Annotated in this window: 23 protein-coding genes; 8 read left to right on the top strand and 15 right to left on the bottom strand. The window is 70.2% G+C overall.

Annotation, left to right across the window (positions count from 1 at the left end):
* Positions 1 to 34: 34 nt before the first annotated feature.
* Positions 35 to 1,441: an FAD-binding oxidoreductase gene (locus AC162C_RS02575; protein ID WP_484096180.1), complete on the bottom strand. Its 1,407-nt coding sequence runs from the start codon at positions 1,439 to 1,441 to the stop codon at positions 35 to 37.
* 134 nt (positions 1,442 to 1,575) lie between these two features.
* On the opposite strand from AC162C_RS02575, the gene AC162C_RS02570 reads away from it, so the two are divergent.
* From AC162C_RS02570 to AC162C_RS02540, 7 genes are all read left to right on the top strand, one after another.
* Complete coding sequence (locus tag AC162C_RS02570) at positions 1,576 to 1,785, top strand: DUF1918 domain-containing protein (protein ID WP_484096179.1); 210 nt, start codon at positions 1,576 to 1,578, stop codon at positions 1,783 to 1,785.
* A gap of 64 nt (positions 1,786 to 1,849) precedes the next feature.
* Positions 1,850 to 2,596, top strand: coding sequence for a flavodoxin family protein (locus AC162C_RS02565; protein WP_484096178.1), 747 nt, complete (start codon positions 1,850 to 1,852; stop codon positions 2,594 to 2,596).
* 278 nt (positions 2,597 to 2,874) lie between these two features.
* Positions 2,875 to 3,630, top strand: coding sequence for a phosphatase PAP2 family protein (locus tag AC162C_RS02560; RefSeq protein WP_484096177.1), 756 nt, complete (start codon positions 2,875 to 2,877; stop codon positions 3,628 to 3,630).
* On the top strand, positions 3,599 to 4,237 hold the full coding sequence (locus AC162C_RS02555) for a glycerophosphodiester phosphodiesterase (protein ID WP_484096176.1): 639 nt from the start codon (positions 3,599 to 3,601) through the stop codon (positions 4,235 to 4,237). Before AC162C_RS02560 ends, AC162C_RS02555 begins: the two co-directional genes overlap by 32 nt.
* Positions 4,234 to 5,145, top strand: coding sequence for a lysylphosphatidylglycerol synthase domain-containing protein (locus AC162C_RS02550; protein WP_462974619.1), 912 nt, complete (start codon positions 4,234 to 4,236; stop codon positions 5,143 to 5,145). The genes AC162C_RS02555 and AC162C_RS02550 overlap by 4 nt, the downstream gene beginning before the upstream one ends.
* A 31-nt stretch (positions 5,146 to 5,176) precedes the next feature.
* On the top strand, positions 5,177 to 5,818 hold the full coding sequence (locus tag AC162C_RS02545; RefSeq protein ID WP_484096175.1) for a sugar transferase: 642 nt from the start codon (positions 5,177 to 5,179) through the stop codon (positions 5,816 to 5,818).
* 53 nt (positions 5,819 to 5,871) lie between these two features.
* On the top strand, positions 5,872 to 6,129 hold the full coding sequence (locus tag AC162C_RS02540; protein ID WP_484096174.1) for a hypothetical protein: 258 nt from the start codon (positions 5,872 to 5,874) through the stop codon (positions 6,127 to 6,129).
* Between the two features lie 6 nt (positions 6,130 to 6,135).
* Here the strand turns inward: AC162C_RS02540 and AC162C_RS02535 are convergent, their stop codons facing one another.
* The 11 genes from AC162C_RS02535 to AC162C_RS02485 form a co-directional block, all read right to left on the bottom strand.
* On the bottom strand, positions 6,136 to 7,107 hold the full coding sequence (locus AC162C_RS02535; RefSeq protein ID WP_484096173.1) for an ABC transporter permease: 972 nt from the start codon (positions 7,105 to 7,107) through the stop codon (positions 6,136 to 6,138).
* A gap of 114 nt (positions 7,108 to 7,221) precedes the next feature.
* Positions 7,222 to 8,838, bottom strand: coding sequence for an ABC transporter substrate-binding protein (locus AC162C_RS02530; protein WP_484096172.1), 1,617 nt, complete (start codon positions 8,836 to 8,838; stop codon positions 7,222 to 7,224).
* A gap of 134 nt (positions 8,839 to 8,972) precedes the next feature.
* Positions 8,973 to 10,025 carry an ABC transporter permease gene (locus tag AC162C_RS02525; protein ID WP_462974425.1) on the bottom strand — a complete coding sequence of 351 codons (1,053 nt, stop codon included), beginning with the start codon at positions 10,023 to 10,025 and terminating at the stop codon, positions 8,973 to 8,975.
* A gap of 163 nt (positions 10,026 to 10,188) precedes the next feature.
* Entirely contained in the window at positions 10,189 to 11,079 is an 891-nt protein-coding gene (atpG, locus tag AC162C_RS02520) for an ATP synthase F1 subunit gamma (RefSeq protein ID WP_462974426.1), read from the bottom strand.
* Between the two features lie 32 nt (positions 11,080 to 11,111).
* A complete protein-coding gene (gene atpA, locus AC162C_RS02515; protein WP_484096171.1) occupies positions 11,112 to 12,641 on the bottom strand; it encodes a F0F1 ATP synthase subunit alpha in 1,530 nt (509 codons plus the stop codon).
* A gap of 31 nt (positions 12,642 to 12,672) precedes the next feature.
* Positions 12,673 to 13,206, bottom strand: coding sequence for an ATP synthase F1 subunit delta (atpH, locus tag AC162C_RS02510; protein ID WP_484096170.1), 534 nt, complete (start codon positions 13,204 to 13,206; stop codon positions 12,673 to 12,675).
* 12 nt (positions 13,207 to 13,218) lie between these two features.
* On the bottom strand, positions 13,219 to 13,764 hold the full coding sequence (gene atpF, locus AC162C_RS02505) for a F0F1 ATP synthase subunit B (protein WP_484096169.1): 546 nt from the start codon (positions 13,762 to 13,764) through the stop codon (positions 13,219 to 13,221).
* A gap of 3 nt (positions 13,765 to 13,767) precedes the next feature.
* Complete coding sequence (locus AC162C_RS02500) at positions 13,768 to 14,037, bottom strand: ATP synthase F0 subunit C (RefSeq protein ID WP_462974430.1); 270 nt, start codon at positions 14,035 to 14,037, stop codon at positions 13,768 to 13,770.
* Positions 14,038 to 14,056: 19 nt separating this feature from the next.
* Complete coding sequence (gene atpB, locus AC162C_RS02495; RefSeq protein ID WP_462974431.1) at positions 14,057 to 14,950, bottom strand: F0F1 ATP synthase subunit A; 894 nt, start codon at positions 14,948 to 14,950, stop codon at positions 14,057 to 14,059.
* Positions 14,947 to 15,369 carry a hypothetical protein gene (locus AC162C_RS02490; RefSeq protein ID WP_484096168.1) on the bottom strand — a complete coding sequence of 141 codons (423 nt, stop codon included), beginning with the start codon at positions 15,367 to 15,369 and terminating at the stop codon, positions 14,947 to 14,949. The genes atpB and AC162C_RS02490 overlap by 4 nt, the downstream gene beginning before the upstream one ends.
* Positions 15,366 to 15,569 (bottom strand): hypothetical protein, encoded by a 204-nt coding sequence (locus tag AC162C_RS02485; RefSeq protein ID WP_484096167.1) that lies wholly within the window; start codon positions 15,567 to 15,569, stop codon positions 15,366 to 15,368. The genes AC162C_RS02490 and AC162C_RS02485 overlap by 4 nt, the downstream gene beginning before the upstream one ends.
* 93 nt (positions 15,570 to 15,662) lie before the next feature.
* On the opposite strand from AC162C_RS02485, the gene AC162C_RS02480 reads away from it, so the two are divergent.
* Positions 15,663 to 16,397 carry an alpha/beta fold hydrolase gene (locus tag AC162C_RS02480; RefSeq protein WP_484096166.1) on the top strand — a complete coding sequence of 245 codons (735 nt, stop codon included), beginning with the start codon at positions 15,663 to 15,665 and terminating at the stop codon, positions 16,395 to 16,397.
* A 30-nt stretch (positions 16,398 to 16,427) separates the two neighbouring features.
* Here AC162C_RS02480 and AC162C_RS02475 read toward each other — a convergent pair whose 3' ends face one another.
* The 3 genes from AC162C_RS02475 to AC162C_RS02465 form a co-directional block, all read right to left on the bottom strand.
* Positions 16,428 to 17,576: a glycosyltransferase family 4 protein gene (locus AC162C_RS02475; RefSeq protein ID WP_484096165.1), complete on the bottom strand. Its 1,149-nt coding sequence runs from the start codon at positions 17,574 to 17,576 to the stop codon at positions 16,428 to 16,430.
* A gap of 121 nt (positions 17,577 to 17,697) precedes the next feature.
* Positions 17,698 to 18,357: a uracil phosphoribosyltransferase gene (gene upp / locus AC162C_RS02470; protein ID WP_484096164.1), complete on the bottom strand. Its 660-nt coding sequence runs from the start codon at positions 18,355 to 18,357 to the stop codon at positions 17,698 to 17,700.
* Between the two features lie 10 nt (positions 18,358 to 18,367).
* Positions 18,368 to 19,669, bottom strand: coding sequence for a serine hydroxymethyltransferase (locus tag AC162C_RS02465; protein ID WP_484096163.1), 1,302 nt, complete (start codon positions 19,667 to 19,669; stop codon positions 18,368 to 18,370).
* Positions 19,670 to 19,751 lie beyond the last annotated feature (82 nt).

Here is a 19,751-nt window from a genome sequence, read left to right as displayed (position 1 = left end):
CCGCCGACGGGGCGCCCGAGCGGACGGTCTTCCGTCAGCGCGCCGTCGGCCGCGCCTCGATGGGCACGACCTTGCCGGGGTTCATGATCCCGTTCGGGTCGAAGAGGTCCTTCAGCCCGCGGTAGAGCGGGACGAGGTCCGGGTGCTCGAGGGCGAGCGCGCCGATCTTGCCGACGCCGATCCCGTGCTCGCCGGTGCACGTCCCGCCGCGCGCGAGGGCGTCGTGCACGAGGGCGTCCGAGAGCTCGTGCCACCGGGCCACCTCGTCTGCATCGTCCGGGTCGAGGGTGACGCCGACGTGGAAGTTGCCGTCGCCCACGTGCCCGAGGATCCCTCCCCGGAGCCGTAGCCGCGCGAGCTCCTCCTGCGCGACGCCGACCGCGGCGGCGAGCTCCGAGAGCGGGACGCACGTGTCGGTCGAGCAGTGACGGAGCCCGGGCCAGAGCTGCGACCAGGAGTACGCGGCGTCGTGCCGGGCGGACCACAGACGCGATCGGGCCTCGGGGAGGCGCTCGTGGACGACGTCGACGGCGCCCTCGGCCTCGGCGAGGGCGAGGACGAGCTCGAGGTCGCCCTCGACCGAGGATGCGGTGCCCGACGCCTCGACGAGGAGGCACGGCACCTCGGGGTACGACGTCCCGCTGTAGAGGTTGATCGCGCGCATGTTGAGCGTGTCGACCAGCTCGATCCGTGTCACTCCGGTGCCGGTGGAGACGATCGCGACGGCCGCCTGCACGGCCGCCTCCACGGTGGGGAACGCGATCCGGGCGGCGACCGCGTGCTCCGGGATCCCGTGGAGGCGGAGGGTGAGCTCGGTGATCACGCCCAGCGTGCCCTCGGAGCCGACGAGCAGGCCGGTGACGTCGTACCCGGCCGAGGTCTTGGGGGCCCGGCTCCCGGTGCGGACGACGCGGCCGCCGGGCAGGACCGCCTCGAGCGCGAGCACGTTGGCGCGCATCTTGCCGTAGCGCACGGTGGTCGTTCCCGACGCGTTCGTCGCGGCCATTCCCCCGAGCGTGGCGTCGGCGCCGGGATCGACGGGGAACTGCAGCCCGTGCTCGCCCGCGGCGCGGTTGAGCGCCCCGCGTGTGACCCCCGCCTGCACGACGGCGAGGAGGTTCCCCGGCTCGAGGGAGAGGATCGCGTCCATCCGGGTGAGGTCGAGGCTGATCCCGCCGTCGACGGGGATCACGTGCCCCTCGAGGCTCGAGCCCGCGCCGAACGGCGTCACGGGGACGCGCTCGCGATCGGCCAGCTCGAGGACCCGTGAGACCTCGTCGGTGGACGTCGGGTAGACGACGGCACCCGGTCGGACGGCACGGTGAAAGGTCATGTCCTCCGCGTGGAGGTCCCGATCGGAGGTCCCCGTGGAGACGCGAGCGGCGTCGCCGCCGACGGCGGCTTCGAGGGCGGCCAGCACCTCGGCGCGGAGCGTGGTCACGTGGTCACTGTGCCCGAATCGGCCGGCACGCGCGCGTGTGAGGCGCGCGGCGCTCCACCGAGGCCGATCCGTGCAATCCCCGATGGCGAGCCCTGCGCCCCCTGCGAGCATGGTGGCACGCGAAAGGAGGCTCGATGCCAAAGACGGTGGAAGGGAAGCCGGCGGAGATCGGCGACCTGATCGAGATCACGGGCCACTCCGTGGGCGACGCGCCACGAACTGCCGAGATCCTCGAGGTGATCGGCGAGCCGGGCCGTGAGCATTTCCGCGTTCGCTGGGAGGACGGCCACGAGTCGATCTTCTTCCCCGGCGTGGACGCGACGATCCGTCACCCGGACGCGTAGCTCGACCAGCGCGATCGCCGTCCTCCAGGCGGTACCGTCGTGGACCCGTCCCGAAGGAGGCGCGATGACGCTCACCGCCCGCCAGCAGGAGCTCTCCACCACGAGTCGCTGGGACCTCGGCGATCTTCGTGCGCTGTACGTGAACTGCACCCTCAAGCCGTCGCCGGCCCTGTCGCACACGCAGGGGCTGATGGACGTCTCGATCGCGATCATGGAGGCGGCCGGGGTCGAGGTCGACCGCCTCCGGCTCGTCGATCACGACGTCCGCCCGGGCGTGTACCCGGACATGCGCGAGCACGGGGCCGTCACCGACGAGTGGCCGGAGCTGTACGCGCGCGTGCAGGCGGCGAACATCCTCGTCGTCGGCACGCCGATCTGGCTGGGCGAGAAGTCGTCCGTCTGCACCCGTCTGATCGAGCGCCTCTACGGGAACTCGGCGGAGCTGAACGAGCACGGGCAGTACGCCTACTACGGCAAGGTCGGCGGCTGCGTCGTGACCGGGAACGAGGACGGGGTCAAGCACTGCTCGATGAGTGTGCTGTACGCCCTCCAGCACCTCGGGTACGTCGTCCCGCCGCAGGCCGATGCCGGCTGGATCGGCGAGGCCGGCCCGGGGCCCTCGTACCTCGATCCCGACTCCGGCGGGCCCGAGAACGACTTCACGAACCGCAACACGACGTTCATGACGTGGAACCTCATGCACGCCGCGCGGTTGCTCAAGGACGCCGGAGGCTTCCCGGTGCACGGGAACCAGCGGGCGTTGTGGGACGCCGGTTGCCGCTTCGACTTCCCGAACCCGGAGTACCGGTAGCGATCGAGAGGGAGCCGCCGTCGAGCGTGTCGTAGGCCCGCTGGAAGCGGCTGCTTCGGCGGATCTGCCCGCCGTCCTCCGGCTACGCATTTCTTCCTCCCTCGATCAGCGGTCACGCGGATGCATGGTCGCGTCGGGGGAGGAAGACTGAGAGGAGACCGATGTACGGGTCACCCGGTCATCGTCTACACCTTCCTCGGCGCCCGCCTGCGTGGACGGGGGCCAGGGCGACGATCCGCCACAGCCTCCGCAGCGGCTTCGCGCGGGAGGTGCTGCTCGTGGCTGCCGCGATGGTCGCGTACTTCGGTATCCGCAACCTGACGGCCGGGGCCGCGGACAGGGCGTTCGTCAATGCCGAGCGCCTGTTCGCGATCGAGGAGGCGGTCGGTGCCGCCTGGGAGGCTTCGATCCAGGGCCTGGTGAGCGGCAGCGACATGCTCGTCATGCTCACCAACTGGGTCTACATCTGGGGGCACTGGCCGGTGATCCTCACCGTGGCGATCGTGCTGTACCTCACTCGTCGCCGTCACTACCTGCTCCTGCGCAACGCGGCGTTCGTGTCGGGGGCGATCGGGTTCGCCCTGTTCGCGCTGCTCCCGCTCGCGCCGCCTCGGCTCGTGGGGCTCGGGCTGATCGACACGGTGACCGAGCAGTCGCACGCGTACCGTGCCCTCCAGCCGCCGGGCCTCACCAACCAGTACGCGGCCTTCCCGAGCCTGCACGTCGGGTGGAACATCCTCGTCGGGATCGTGCTGTTCCTGGCGACGACGCACCTCGTCGTGCGGACGTTCGCCGTCGTCATGCCGCTCACGATGGGGTTTGCGGTCGTCGCCACGGCGAATCACTTCGTGCTCGACGTGGCCGGAGGCCTCGTCGTCGTCCTGCTCGGCCTGGCCGCCGCGTACGGGATCGAGCGGCGCCGGTCTGCAGCTACAATCGTCGCCGATGGGGTCGATTGCGACGACCGGGGAGGTCGTCCGCTCACCGGGCCCGCCGTTCATTGTGGCCCATCGTGCGGGCAACCACCTCGCTGATCTTCATGCTGCCGTACAGGCCGGTGCCGAGCTGGTCGAGGCCGACGTCCGCCTGTATCGCAGACGTCTCGAGCTGCGGCACCTGAAGTCCGCGGGGCCGATCCCGATCTTCTGGGACCGCTGGGAGGTCGCCGCTCCCTGGTACTCGCGTCCGGTTCTCGGCGAGCTCCTCGCCGCCGCGGACGAGGAGACGGAGCTGATGCTCGATCTCAAGGGGCCGAGGCGACGGCTCGGAGAGCTCGTCGCCGCGGCGCTGCAGCCGTACCTCGGGCACCGGAGGGTGACCGTGTGCGCGCGCTGGCCGCGTCTCCTCGAGCCGTTCACGGGCCTTCCGGTGCGGCGCGTCCACTCGGTCGGAACGCGGCGGCAGCTCGCCCGCCTGCTCGAACGGGCTCACGGGGAGCCGCTCGACGGCGTCTCGATCCACGCCGGGCTCCTCGACGAGGGGGTCGTCCGACAGCTGCGGGCCGTCGCGCGCACGGTGATGACCTGGCCGGTGAACACCCCCGAGCGGGCGCGGGAGCTCGTCGCGATCGGCGTGCAGGGGCTGATCTCGGACTCCGTCGATGCGATCGCCCCGGCCCTGGCCGCCGACGGACGCGCGTGACCGCGTTCGACCAGCTTGCCGCCGCGGCCCAGGACGCCGTGGCGCGTGTCGGTGGGCTCGACGGGCGCTTCCTGCTCCCGGCGCTCGCCCTCCAGCTGGCGACGCTCGGCTTCCGGGCCGTCGCCTGGCGGAACATCCTGGCCGCGGCGTATCCGGAGCAGCGGATCCGTGTCGGCTCGATCGCCTGCGCGTACGCAGCCGGGGTCGCCCTCAATGCGTTCATGCCGGCCCGCGGTGGCGAGGCACTGAAGGTCCTGCTCGCCCGTACCCGCATCCCGGGCTCGAGCGTGACGACGATCGCCGGCTCGCTGACCGTCGTCTTCGCGTTCGACGTCGTGCTCGGGATGGCGTTGATGGGGATGCTCTTCGCGGTCGGTGCCCTCCCCGGGCTTCCCGGCCCACCGTCGATCGGCCTCGTCCCGCTGGTCGGGGCGGTGGCACTCGTCACGGCCGTTGGCATCGCGCTCCTCGTGCGCCCGGACGTGATCCGGGGTGTCCTCCGGAGGGCGGCGCTCGGGCTCGCCGTGCTGCGCTCTCCGCGGCGCTACCTCGGGACCGTCGTGCCGTTCCAGCTCGCCGCGTGGGCGTGTCGCGTCGGCGTCGTCTTCCTCGTCCTGCAGGCGTTCCGCATCGACGTGGGCCCGATGACGGCCGTGCTCGTGCTCGTCCTCAGCGGCGCGTCGACCGCAGTCCCGGTGCCCGGTGGAGCCGGCACGCAGCAGGTGCTGGCTGCGTACGCGTTGCAGGGGGCGACCTCGATCGCCGGGGCCGTCTCGTTCTCCGTCGGCATGCAGGTGGGGGTGACGGTGGTGAACACGCTCGTGGGAGTCGTGGCGACGATGGTGCTGTTCCGCACGATCCGGCCTCTCGCCGCCGTCCGGGCGGCGCGCGCAGTGACACGGTCCTAGCGACCGTCGCGTCCTGGTGTAGGTTCCGCCGGTGAGCGGCGACGCGCGCGTCTCTCCCCGTGGCCCCCGGGCGAAACGCACTCTGGACGTGGCCGTGTCGGGCCTGCTGCTCCTCGTCCTCGCTCCCGTGATCGTGGTCGTCTGGGCGCTCGTGACGCTCGACGCGCTCGTGTGTCGTCGCGATCACGGCCCGGCGCTCTACCGGGAGGTGCGCATCTCGGCAGGTCGCGAGTTCGACCTGCTGAAGTTCCGCACGCTCCGGACGAGCGTGCTCGACCGGGCCGCGGGCCACGTCAGGCCCTTCGAGGCGGACGAGGCGAACCTCACATGGGCAGGGCGCCGCGTCCTCAAGCCGTGGTACCTCGACGAGCTCCCACAGCTGCTGAACGTCGTGCGCGGCGACATGAGCCTCGTCGGGCCGCGACCGTGGCCGCCCGAGCTCGTCGAGCGGCAGCTCGCCCAGGGGAAGGACTACCGCTTGCGCGTCCCCGCCGGCTGGACCGGGCCGGCACAGGTCTCGAAGGGTGGTGACCCGGTTCGCTACGCGGACCTCGACCTCGACTACGTCGCCCTCGTCGAGGGCGCGAGCTCGTGGCGTCTCGTGCGCTACGACCTCCGCATCCTCCGCCGGACGGTCGGAACGATGCTCCGCGGCGAGGGCCTCGCCAACTGACACGGAGTCGGCGCGCTCTGGACAATCCTGTATTTCGGGCGCATCGTGAGGGTGTGAGCACGATCGACGAGGTCGACGAGGTCCTGGAGATCCTGGGGGACGAGGAGCAGGCCGTGTCACGCCGGCGGGCTCACCTCCATGCGCGGATCGACTTCCTGCATTCGGGCGGATACGCCCATGTCGACGTCGCACCCGAGCTCACACGTCTGCAGGAGCGCGAGCGTGACCTGTCGGACCGGCGGCGCCAGCTGCACGCCGACATCGAGGCAGCTCGACGGGAGCGGGTGCGCCGCCGCGACACCGCTGCCTGACCGCTCCTAGGTGAGGCGGATCCTCGGGTCGATCCAGGCGTAGATGAGGTCGACGAAGAGGGTGAAGACGATGATCGCGATCGCGCCGAAGAGGACGACGCCTTGGAGGACGGGGAGGTCGAAGCGGCTGATCGACTCGATCGCGGTGCCGCCGAGGCCGTTGAGCCCGAACACCGCCTCGATGAAGATCGCGCCGCCGAGCAGCAGCCCGATGTCCATCCCGACCATCGTCACCACCGGCAGCATCGCGTTGCGGAGGACGTGGCTGCGCATCACGACGTTCTCGGGCGCGCCCTTCGCGCGCGCCGTGCGCACGTAGTCCTGCGTCATCGTCTCCATCACCTCGGCCCGCACGAACCGCACATAGGTGCCCGCGATCACCAACGCCAACGTCGTCCACGGCAACACCATGTGGTACGCCCAATCGAGCACACCACCGCACTCCGACGCCTCCGGCACCGAGAACACCTCGCAATACCCCGCGATCGGCGTCAACCCCAGCCTGTACCCGACCAGGTACGACAACATCAACCCGATCCAAAACGACGGCAACGAGATCCCGATCAACACGTACACCATCGCCGCCCGATCCAACAACGACCGCGGCCGCAGCGCCGACAGGATCCCGATCGGGATCGCCATCAACAACACCAGGATCATCCCCCCGAACACCAACGACGCAGTGATCGGCGCCGCCCGCTTGATCTCCTCGTTCACCGACTGCCGCGTCAAGAACGACTGCCCCAACGACCCCTCGATCACCAACCGCTTCAAAAACCGGCCGTACTGCACATACACCGGGTCATCGAGACCCAGGAACTCCTTCACCTCCTGCACCTTCTCCGGCGTCGCCGACTGCCCCGCCGCCAACCGCGCCGGATTCGCCGGCACCAAGAAGAAAATCACGTACGTCACAAACGACACGGCCAAAAACAACACGACCGCCCACAGAAGCCGTCTGACGAGGTAGCGGAACACGGGCTGTGGAACTCTACTCGATCGGAGGGTGGGAAACCGCTTGCCGAGACGTCGTGGGGGCGCCGCCTTGCGGCGGCGCCCCCTGGTCGTACGTCGTGCTGAGCCCCTCCGTCCCTACTTGACGCAGAGCTGGGTCAGGAGCGAGCCCTGGATGGACGAGTACCCGTAGCATCCGACCTTGGCGCTCACGAGGATGCGCGCGTTGGTCGAGATGTACGGAGCGACCGGAGCGTGGTTCTTGATGATGTCCCGGTCGAGGATGCCATAGGCATTGAGCCGCGCCTGGCCGGCGAGCCCGTAGGCCCGGTCCATCTGCCGGTTGATGGCGGCGTTGTTGAAGTACGACGCGTTCACGTTGTTGTCGGCCTGGATCCGGCGGCCGTCGAGCAGCACGTTGATGAAGTTCGACGGGTCCGGATAGTCCATGCCCCAGCCCTCGAGCGTGAGCTCGAACGGCTCGCCACGGGTCGCAGCCTTCTCGTGCTGGACGACGCGGTCGAGCAGCTTGATCTCGACGTCGACGCCGATCTGCTTGAGGTTGAACTGCACCGACTGTGCGATCGGCGGGCCCTGGGCCACGTTGAACGTGTACATCACGGCCTTGCCGTCACGCGTGTTGCCCTCCGCGAGCGTCTTGGCCTTGTTGTAGTTCGGCGCCTTCACGGGATAGATGCTCCAGTTCTTGAAGCCGGGCATCGAGAAGGGCAGGAAGTTGTCCGTCGCCTTCCCCGCGAGGTAGCCGTGCTGTGCGGTCATGAAGCGGCGGTCGATCACGTTCGAGATCGCCTGCCGGAGCTTCACGTTCCCCGTGAACAGCGGCCGCGAGGTGTTCATGGCGAGGTACCAGAGCACCGTCTGCGACTTGACGAAGAGCCGGCCCTTGTTGATGCCGTACTTCTCCGCCAGCTGGCGCCAGTTGGCGGGCGGGGCACCACAGAGGTCGGCCTCGCCCTTCTCGCACTGCAGCTGCTGCGTCGCGGGATCGGCGCCGACGATCCACCGGATCTCGTTCAGGTAGTTCTTGTACCCGGCCTTGTTGAACGGCGCCTGGTTGTTCTTCCAGAACGGGTTGCGGACCGCGAGAGCGGAGGTCTTCTGGTTCCACTCCTTGAGGTAGTACGGGCCGCTGCCGACCGGCTTGGTCACGCCCTCGGCGGTGAACGGCGTGTTCGCCGGCACCGGCGCGAAGAACATCATCGACATCCGTGCGAGGAAGTCGGGGGCGTTCTTGTTGAGCGTGACGACGAACGTGGTGGCGTTCGGCGCCCGGTAGCTCACGACGTCATCGAGGAACGACGACCCGGGCGACTGCATCTCCTTGTTGAGGGCCCGGTCGAACGCGCGCTTGTAGTTCGCGGCCGTGATGTTCTGGCCGTTCGAGAACTTGAAGCCCTTCTCGATCGTGAACGTGTACACCCGCCCGTTGTTGGACACCTTCGGCATGCCCTTCGCCCCCAGTGGGGTGAGGCGGCCGCCAGCAGCGCCTTCTGCGTGCGGGTAGTACATGAGCGTGATGTTCGTCGCGGCCATCATGTTCCACGAGTGGCTGAAGTACGCCAGGCCCGTGTCGGCGTAGTCGAAGTCGCTGCGGCTCGTGATCGTGATCGAACCGCCGGCCTTCACCGCCGACGCCTGGGTACCGCCGGCCGCCGGACCGGCCACCATCGCGGCCGCCAGCAGCGACGTCCCGACCGCGGCCATCGCGATCGAGGTCCAGATACGTCCCTTCATCTCACTCCTTTCGACTGCTACCAACCAGTGCCGATAGGGCACGTTTCACCCATCGCCGATTAGACGCCCCGATCGCCGATTTGTTGGCCGCCGGTTAAGGGAATCGTCCGGGCGGCCCGTTGCGGTGACGCCGGCTAGAGGCGCGAGCGCGGGTCGAACGCGTCGCGAAGACCGTCGCCGAGCAGGTTGAACGCGAGCGTCGTGAGCACGATCGCGAGGCCCGGCCAGACCATCAGCAAGGGGACGGTCGTGTAGTAGTTGACCGCGTCGGCGATCATGTTGCCCCAGCTCGCGGTGGGCAGCTTGATGCCGACACCGAGGAACGACAGCGCCGCCTCGCCGATCACGTAGCCGGCGACGACCAGGGTCGAGTAGACGATGATCGGGGCGACGAGGTGCGGCAGCAGGTGCGACCGGATGATGCGAAGGTCGCTGGCGCCGGTCATCAGCGCGGCCTCGACGAACTCCTTCTCCCGGAGCGAGAGCACCTTCGCGCGGATGATCCGCGCCGGGTAGAACCAGCCGAACACGGTGAACACGAGGAAGAGCGTCATGACACCGGGAGCGAGCACGCCTCCGAAGGTGATCCCGTCGAGCCGGCTCCCCACGGTGCTCGCGAGGGCGATCACGAAGAGCAGCGCGGGGAACGCCATCGTGATCTCGGTCAGCCGCGAGACGATGGTGTCGGTGTACCCGCGGTAGTACCCGGCGAGCGCGCCGAGCACGACGCCGATCAGCATCACGCCCAACGTCGAGAGCACCGCTACCTGCAGGGAGACACGCCCGCCGTAGAGCAGGCGCAGGAACTCGTCGCGCCCGAGCGACCCGTCGGCGCCGAGGACGAGGAGCTGCTTCTCGCCGGTCTCGAAGTCGGTCACGTAGCTCCCGGGGCCGACGGGGAGGAACCCCTCGTCGATCCCGTCCGGGAAGATCTGGTTCGGCCCGTGCCCGATGAAGTGCTCGGCGACCCAGGCGCCGGGGTAGACGACGATCACGAGGAAGACGAGGAAGAAGATGCTCGCGACAGCGACCCGGTCGCGCTTGAAGCGGCGCCACACCTGCTCCCAGTAGCCGCGGGCCTGGATCTCGCCGAGCTGCTCGGACTCGGTCGTCTCGAGGTCGACGATCACCTTGCCGGCGCGACCGGTGTTCCCGCCTTCGCGGGGTGGCTGCGTGGAGGTCGTCATCGAGGTACGGGAGCATAGCCGACTCCCTGGCGTGTGAGACGACCGTCGGCCGCGCGTTGTTTGCCGACGGGAGCCTGTGGGACGAGGGCGACGGGGCGGGCGAGCGCGCCCTTCGTGACCCGGTCGCCCCGGCCTGTTCCCGCCGCGGCGGCGCGTCGATGTGCTACTCGAGCGCGTCGGCGCCGGCGACGACCTCGAGGATCTCCTGCGTGATCTCCGCCTGGCGGGCCCGGTTCATCTGCAGCGTGAGCCGGTCGATCAGATCGCCCGCGTTCTTGGAGGCGTTCCGCATCGCCGTCATCCGGGCGCCCTGCTCGGACGCGGACGACTCGAGAAGGGCGCGGTAGACCTGCGTCTCGACGTAGACGGGGAGCAGCCGCTCGAGGATCTGCTCGGGCTCCGGCTCGAAGATGAAGTCGCCCCGGAGCACGTCGTCGCGGCGCTCGTCCTCGCTCGTCTCCAGGATGTCGGCGGAGATCGGCAGCACGTCCTGCTCCGTCACGTGCTGGGTGAGCGCGGAGACGAACGTGTTGTAGACGAGCACGACGCGGTCGACCTCGCCCGAGGTGAAGAGCTCTCCGAGCCCATGGGCGATCGCCTGCGCGTCGGCGTAGCCGGGTCGATCGGTGAAGCCGACGTGCGCGCCGTCGAGCTCGCGCCGGCGGAACGTCAGCGTCGAGCGGCCCTTCTTGCCGACCGCCACCCAGCGCACCTTCAGGCCCTCGCTCTGGAGCTGTCGCTCGACCGCGAACGCCCGCCTCATCACCTGGGCGTTGAAGGCCCCCGCGAGCCCACGATCGCCGGTCAGCGGGACGAGGGCGACCGTCTCCACGGTCTCGCGCCGCTCGAGCAGCGGCAGCCCGCGCACCGAGCCGGCGGCGCGTCCGACCCCCGCGATCAGCTCGCGCATCGTGTCGGCGTACGGCCGCATCGCCTCGATGCGCGTCTGCGCCCGCCGCAGCTTCGCCGCCGCGACGAGCTCCATCGCGCGCGTGATCTTCCGCGTGTTGCGGACGGAGCGGATGCGGCGCTTGTAGTCCTGGACGGATGCCATCTCGGTGCTCGGCTCCTCGGGCGGCGGGGCGCCTACCCGGCGAGCCCCCTCTCCTCCTGTACCGCGAACCCGTCGACGAACCGTTGCAGCGCCTCGTCGAGCTTCGCCGCCGTCTCGTCGGAGAGGTCGCCCGTCGCGCGGATGTTCTCGTAGAGCCCTCCGTCGGCGCGGAGCGTCTCGCGCAGCTCCTCCTGGAAGCGCGGCACCTGGCCCACGGGAACCCGGTCGAGCCAGCCGTGGATGCCGGCGTAGATCGCGACGACCTGCTCCTCCATCGGCCACGGCTGGTACTGGGGCTGGTTGAGCGTCGCGACCATGCGCTCACCGCGAGCGAGCGACTGCTGCGTGGCGGCGTCGAGCTCGGACCCGAACTGCGCGAAGGCCTCGAGCTCGCGGTACTGGGCGAGGTCGAGCCGGAGGCGTCCGGCGACCTTCTTCATCGCCTTCGTCTGCGCGTTCCCGCCGACGCGGGAGACGGAGATGCCGACGTTGATCGCGGGGCGCACGCCCGAGTAGAAGAGGTCGGACTCGAGGAAGATCTGCCCGTCCGTGATCGAGATCACGTTCGTGGGGATGTACGCCGAGACGTCTCCTGCCTGCGTCTCGATCACCGGCAGGGCGGTCAGGGAGCCGCCGTCGAGCTTGTCCGAGAGCTTGCACGCGCGCTCGAGGAGGCGCGAGTGGAGGTAGAAGACGTCACCGGGGAAGGCCTCGCGTCCGGGCGGCCGCCGCAGGAGGAGCGACAGCTGCCGGTACGCATCGGCGTGCTTCGAGAGGTCGTCGTAGATGACGAGCGCGTGCTTGCCGTTGTAGAGGAAGTACTCGCCCATCGCCGCGCCGGCGAACGGCGCCATCCACTTGATCGGCGCGGCCTCCTGCGCAGGCGCGGAGACGACGATCGTGTAGTCCATCGCGCCGGCGTCGCGGAGCCGCTCCACCACCTGGGCGACCGTCGACGCCTTCTGCCCGACCGCGACGTAGATGCAGATCACGTCGCCTCCGCGCTGGTTGATGATCGTGTCGATCGCGACCGCGGTCTTGCCGGTGCCGCGGTCGCCGATGATCAGCTCGCGCTGGCCTCGGCCGATCGGGATCATCGAGTCGATCGCCTTGAGACCGGTCTGCAGCGGCTCCTTCACGGGCTGCCGCTGGACGACGCCGGGGGCCTTGAACTCGAGCGAGCGGGTCGTCTCGGTGGCGATCGCGCCCTGCCCGTCGAGCGGGCTCCCGAGCGGGTCGACGACGCGCCCGAGCAGCGCCTCGCCCACGGGCACCGACATCACCGCGCCGGTCCGGCGGACGAGCTCGCCCTCCTTCACGTGCTGCCACTCGCCGAAGAGGGCAACGCCGACGTTGTCCTCCTCGAGGTTGAACGCGATGCCGACGACGCCGTGCTCGAACTCGAGGCGCTCGAGCGCGATGCAGTTCTCGAGCCCGTGGACGCGGGCGATGCCGTCACCGACCTGGAGGACGGTGCCGACCTCGCTGAGGTCGGTCTCGACGTCGTACTGCTCGATCCGCTGCTTCAGGATCGACGTGATTTCCTCTGGGCGGAGCTTCACGGAAACGGTCTCCTTCGTCGGTCTCTTCGGTTCAGTTCCTGGTCACGAGGTCGCGGCGCAGGCGCTCGAGCCTCCCGCGGACGCTGGCGTCGACGCGCAACGATCCTGCCTGCAGGATCATCCCGCCCACGAGGGAGGGGTCGACCGACCGGGCGGCTTCCACGCGACTGCCGGACGCCTGCTCGATGCGGCGCACGATCGCGTCCGCCTCGGCGTCCGTGAGCTCGTGCGCGGTCGTCAGCTCGACCTGTAGCCGTCCCTGCTCTCGATCGACGATCGCGTCGAGCTCCTCGGCGATCGCGCGCAGCTCGCCGGCGCGCCCCTTCGAGGCGACGAGGCGCAGGAAGTTGCGCGTCAGGTCGTCGGCGCCTTCCGACAGCTCCGCGAGGACGTCGGCCTTCGCCGTGGGATCGAGCTGCGGGTTCGCGAGGAACCCCTCCAGCTCGCGGGAGGCCTCGAGGGCATCGGCGAGCTGGCGCAGCTCGCCGCGCACGACGTCGACGCGCCCGGCATCGCGGGCGGCCTCGAAGAGCGCCCGGGCGTACATGCGTTGCGCGACGGCCATCGTGCCCCGCCCCTAGCTCCGGCCGCGCTCCAGCGCGGAGAAGTCGAGGCCGTCGATCGCCTCCTCGATCAGGCGGCGCTGGTCCTCGGCGTCGAGCACCTTGCCGACGACACGCTGTGTCGCCTCGACGGTGAGGTCGGCGACCTCCGAGCGGATCTGGTCGATCGCGCGGGTCGTCTCCGCGTCGATCTGCTTGCGCGTGTCCTCGAGCCGGCGGAGCCGCTCGGCTTCCGCCTCGTCCTTCGCGCGCTGGATCTGCGCGTCGGACACCTTGCGTGCCTCGGCGAGGATCCCCGCGGACTCGTTCCGCGCCTCGGCGAGGATCGCACGGTTCTGCTCGAGCAGCTCACGCGCCTCCTTCCGTGCGCGGTCCGCCTCGTCGATCGCCTCGCGGATCCGGTCGCGACGGTCGTCGATCGTCTTCTGGATCGGGCCGAACGCGAAGCGCTTGAGGACGTAGAACGTGATCGCGAAGGCGATCAGCGTCCAGACCATCAGCCCCGGGACGACGTCGATCAGGCTCCCGGAGCTCTCCTCGGCTGCCAGCAGGTGGAGCATCGGTCAGATGAGGACGTAGGCGAGCAGGCCGCCGATCAGGCCGTAGAACACGACGGCCTCGGTGAGGGCGAAGCCGAGCCACTGGATGCCCTGGAGCTCGCCACGGAGCTCGGGCTGGCGGGCCACCGCCTGGATCATCGAGCCGAAGATGGTGCCGATGCCGATGCCGGCGCCGAGCGAGCCGAGCCCGATGCCGAGCGCGAGCGCGATCGCCTTGCCGGCATCCGCGACGTCACCGGTGGTCTCGGCGAGGACGAAGAACGACGAGAGCATGGACGAGTCTCCTCCTTGACTAGTGCTCCGGCTCGATCGCCGAGCCGATGTAGATAGCGGACAGAGCAGCGAAGATATAGGCCTGGATCGACACGACGATCACGACCTCGAACAGGTAGAAGGCGGTTGCCGCCGGGACGGCGATCACGGCGAGGACGACGTTCTCGAGCACGAAGATCAGCCCGATGAACGTGAGGATCAGCATGTGCCCGGCGAGCATGTTCGCGTAGAGACGGACGGACAGGCTGATCAGCCGCATGAACTGCCCGAGGATCTCGAGCGGGATGATCAGCGGCAGCATCGCCTTCGGCACCTCGGGGATCCAGCTCTTGAAGTACGCGACCGCGCCGTTGGCCCTGATCCCCTCGACGTGCGTGAACACGAACGTCATCAGCGCGAGGGCGAGGGTGACCGAGAGCGTCGACGTCGCGGCGAAGATCGCGAGCGTCGGGACCTCGACGCCGCCGATCTCCCACCGCTCGTCGGAGAGGGGAAGCGGGATGAAGCCGAGCATGTTGACGACCCAGATGAAGAGCATCAGCGTCGCGACGTACGGGAACCAGCGCCCGATCGCCTTCGTCGGCAGCCCCTGCTCGGCGACCTGTACCTGGGCGATCTCGTAGATCTGCTCTCCGAGCGCCTGCCGGCGGTCGGGGCCTCGCCCCACCTTGACGCGCATGAAGACGATCCCGATCACGCACGTCACGATCATGCCGAGCAGGAGGTACGCGACCGCCTTGTTGATCGACATGTCGAGCGGGCCGATCTTGAGCTCCGGGCCCCAGGTCTTGAGGTCCCACTCGTGCGAGGGATCGAACTTCGTCTCCTCCTCGCCCGTGCTCTCGGACGCGAGCGCCACGGCCGCCGGGAGGGCGACGTAGAGCGCGAGGGCGAGTGCGAGCAGGCGCTTCACGCCTTCGCCTCCGTGCCGAAGTAGCCGACGAGGCCGACCGCGAGCTCGAGCGTGAACGCGAGGGCGTAGAGCAGGGCAGCGGCGATCCCCACGGATTGATCCGCGATCGTGACGGCGACGAGTGGAATGCCCACTGCGATCGCCCGGAAGCTCGTGCCGATGCCCCGCATGCCTGCGGCGGCGAGGTTACCGGTGTCGGGCGCGAGACGCGTCAGTAGCAGCGCCAGCACCTGCGCCGCGACCCAGAGGACGGCGGCGAGCACCCAGCCGGCGAGCGGCCAGCCGGCGACGGCGAACACGGGGAGGGCGAGCACGATCACCGCCGTGCCTGCGAGCGCCGGCCCGAGGCGCCCCGGAACGTCACGGGGCGTCGAGGCGAGACGCACCATGATCCCGGGCTCGTCGTCGTCGTCGCTCATCGGGGCGCGGTGTAGACGCGGTAGACGACGAGCACCGCGAGCGGGATCCCGGCGATCGCACCGACGAGCAGGCCGAGGCCCCAGCTTCCCAGTGCCCAGCCGATCAGGGCGCCGACGATCATCGCGGCGCCCGTGGTGCCGAGCAGGAGGCCGGACGCGGTCGCGAGCGAGTGCGGGCTGCCAGGAGGGCTCGACGCCATCGTGGCGGCAGCATACCAGGGGGCTTGTAACAGCCGATTCCCATTCTGAGAGCCGAAATCGGCAGAGTTCGTCACACGACGTAGGATGGACGGGTGCAGCGCCTCGTCCTCGTCCACGGCAGCGTCACGGCGGGGCGGGCGACCTGGACTGCGGTGCGGCGCGCCCTCCGTGACCGCCACGAGCTCGTCGTGCTCGACCGGCCCGGGTTCCCCCCGGGGCCGCCCGTCGAGCACATCGACTTCGACGAGCACGCCCGCTGGGTCGGCGAGCGCCTGCGCAGCGGCGACCATCTCGTCGGGCACTCCTACGGCGGGGTGGTCTGCCTGCTCGCGGCCTCACTGGCGCCGACCGCGCTCGCGTCCCTGACGGTGATCGAGCCGCCAGCCGGGGACGTCGCTCGGGGCGACCCGGCGGTCGAGGCGTGGATCCGCGAGGGCGAGGAGCTCTGGCGTGAGGGGCCGCTCGACGACCCCGAGCGCTTCCTGCGGCGGTTCCTCGCCTACGTCGGGTCGGGGTACGACCCACCCTCGCCGCTGCCTCCCGAGCTGGAACAGGGAGCCCGGGCGCTGATCCGGGAGCGTCACCCGTGGAAGGCCCGCATCCCGGTGGCCGAGCTGTCGGCCGCCCCGTTTCCGAGCCTCGTCGTCTCGGGCGCCCACCACGCGGCCTTCGACGCCATCTGCGACGCCCTCGAGGACGCGCTCGGCGCGGAGCGCCTCGTCCTCCCCGGGTACGGCCACAGCCCGCATCGCCACCCGGGGTTCGGCGAGGCGCTCGCGGCGTTCGTCGAGCGCGCCGTGCGCCGGGCGGGCCCTCCGCGCAGCTGACTCCGGGTCGTCGGCGCTGCGTCGTCGCCGTCAGCCCGACGACGCCTGCCGGTGGACGTCCTCGGGCGCGGGCGCCGGCGGCGCCTCGCGCAGGCGCCGCCGGATCCTCGGGTTCGCGAGCTTCACGATCTCGAGGAGGTAGACGACGTAGACGGAGTACGCGAGCGCCGCGAGCGCGATCGCGGCGACGGCGACGGTCTCCCAGAGATGCCACTCGCCGCCCTCGCGGAACGGGATGAAGCGCGTCGCGAGCGCCGCCGCCCCCAGGGTCGCCGTCCAGCCCCACATCACGAGCGCGGCGCGGCGCTGTGAGAAGCCGATGTTGAGGAACCGATGGTGGAGGTGCGAGCGGTCGGCCGAGCTGATCGGCTGCTTGTACTTGAGGCGCTTGGCGACGACGAACGACGTGTCGATGATCGGCACGGCGAGAACGACGAGCGGGAGGAACAGGACGACCGTCGACGCGGTCTTGAGCAGGCCGGCGACGGAGATCGTGGCGAGCGTGAAGCCGAGCACGAGCGCCCCCGAGTCCCCCATGAAGACGCGGGCGGGGAAGAAGTTGTGCCGGAGGAACCCGACGCACGCTCCCGCGACGACCGCCGACAGGATCGCGGCGTCGGTCTTCCCGAGCGAGAGCGCGATGACCGCGAAGGTGAGGCCGGCGATCGCACAGACGCCCGAGGCGAGCCCGTCCATCCCGTCGAGGAAGTTGACCATGTTCATCACCGCGACGATCCACACGATCGTCAGGCTCACCCCGAGCCACGCCGGCAGGTCGACGACGCCGACGAACGGGAACGTGAAGTGGTCGACCCAGACGCCGAACGAGACGGGGATGACGGCGGCCAACACCTGCCCGAGGAGCTTGGGGAGCGGGGCGAGGCCGCGGAAGTCGTCGATCGCCCCGATCACGCAGGCGACGGCGACGCCGAGGAGGATCCCGCGCATCTCGCCCGAGAGCTCGAGGAACGCGAGCGCCGGGACGATGATGCCGAGGAAGATCGCGAGCCCCCCGAGGCGCGGGATCGGGCGTCGGTGAACGCGGCGGGTGTCGGGGGCGTCGACGACGCCGAGCAGCCGCGCCATCCCTCCCACCGCGGGCGTGAGCAGGACGACGATGCCGAACGCGATCAACGCCCCGTACAGGACCTCCGGGGTCGCGCGCAGGTCGTCGATCACGGCGTGGCGGGCGGTCGGCGGGCGGGGACGGGCAGAGCGACGGGCCCGCCCGCGGGCGGCTCGCCGTCGGACGGGGCGCGCTGCGGCGGGGGCCGGAGGGCCGTCGGTCCTCGCATCCCGGCTACTTCGTCCCGTAGAGCCGGTCGCCTGCGTCGCCGAGCCCGGGCACGATGTACCCCTTCTCGTTGAGCGCGCGGTCGACCGCGGCGACGACGATCGCGACGTCCGGGTGGTCGCGATGGATCCTCGAGATCCCCTCGGGGGCGGCGATCAGGGCGATCAGCCGGATCGACGTCGCGCCGGCGGCCTTCACCGTGGCGACCGCGGCGGCCGTCGAGTTGCCGGTCGCGAGCATCGGGTCGAGCAGGATCACGTCCCGGTCGGCGAGGTCGTCGGGGAGCTTCACGTAGTACTCGACCGGCTGCAGCGTCTCCTCGTTGCGGTAGAGCCCGATGAAGCCGACGCGCGCGCCGGGGATCAGCGAGAGGACGCCGTCGAGCATCCCCATCCCGGCGCGCAGGATCGGGCACACCGCGACCTTCTTTCCCGAGATGCGCTGCGCGCTCGTCCACTCGAGCGGCGTCTCGATGTCGACGGTCTCGGTCGCGAGGTCCTTGGTCGCTTCGTACGTGATCAGCAGCGTCAGCTCGTTGACGAGCTGGCGGAACATCTGCGTCGTCGTCGTCACGTCGCGCAGGAGCGCGAGCTTGTGGCGCACGAGCGGGTGCCCGACCTCGATCACGGTGCCCGTTGCCGCCGGTGCGGGCGACGTCTCTGTCATGGCGAGCCTCCTAGCCGGAGCCGACGTACGTCGTGTAGCCGCGGAACCCAGGATAGAGCGGACGGCGCTCGCAGAGGGCCCTGCTCCGCTCCCGGAGCGCCGAGATGTCGGCGTCGTCGCCGAGCGCCGCGCAGATGATCCGGCCGACCTCGCGGACGTCGTCCGCGTCGAAGCCGCGCATCGTCACCGCCGGCGTCCCGATCCTCACACCGGACGCGATCGTCGGCGGCCGCTCGTCGAACGGGACGGTGTTGCGGTTGACGGTCACGCCGACCTCGTCGAGACGCTCCTCCGCGTCCTTTCCGGTCCAGCCGGTCCCCCGCAGGTCGAGCTGGAGGAGGTGCGTGTCGGTGCCGCCCGTGAGCACCGCGAGCCCGCCGGAGACGAGCTCGTCGGCGAGCACGTCGGCGTTCGTGCGCACGGCCTGCAGGTAGTCGCGGAAGGCGTCCGTCTGCGCGATGCGGAAGCACGTCGCCTTGGCGGCGATCGTGTGCTCGAGCGGCCCGCCCTGCGAGCCCGGGAAGACGGCGCGGTCGATCGCCCGCGCGTGCTCGTCGCGGCAGAGGATGAATCCGGCGCGCGGCCCGGCGAGCGTCTTGTGCGTGGTCGACGTCACGACGTCGCAGTGCTCGACCGGGTTCGGATGGAGACCGGCGGCGACGAGCCCGGCGAAGTGCGCCATGTCGCACATCAGGAACGCCTCCACCTCGTCCGCGATCCGCCGGAACTCCCACGTCTCCACGGTGCGGGGATACGCCGAGCCGCCGCAGACGATCAGCCGCGGGCGGTGCTTCTTCGCGAGCTCGAGCACCTCGTCGTAGTCGACGAGGTTCGTCTCCGGCGACACCCCGTAGTGCTGGATCGTGTAGAGGCGCCCGGAGAAGTTGACCGCGAGGCCGTGGCTCAGGTGGCCTCCGTGGTCGAGGCGCAGCGAGAGCATCGTGTCGCCCGGCTGGAGGAGTGCGAGGTACACGGCGACGTTCGCCTGGGAGCCTGCATGGGGCTGGACGTTCGCGTGATCGGCTCCGAACAGCTCCTTGGCCCGGTCGATCGCCAGCTGCTCGATCTCGTCGACGACCTCGCACCCGCCGTAGTAGCGGCGGCCCGGATAGCCCTCGGCGTACTTGTTCGTGGGCACGCTGCCACCCGCCTCGAGCACCGCGGGCCACGTGAAGTTCTCCGACGCGATCAGCTCGATGTGGTTGCGCTGGCGCTCGAGCTCACGGCCGAGCAGGGTCGCGATCTCGGGGTCCACGCCGGCGAGCCCGACCGTCCGGAGCTCCTCGACCGTCCGTAGGTCGACCGTGGTCACGCGGGCGATGCTACTGGAACGTGCGGGGGCCGGAGACCGGGACGACCTGCGAGCAGCGGCCGGTGCGCAGCCGTCCACGACG

It is taken from the genome of Gaiella sp., assembly GCF_057140465.1.
The sequence above is the reverse complement of the archived record's forward strand: the minus strand, read 5'-3'. Positions and strand labels throughout refer to the sequence as shown.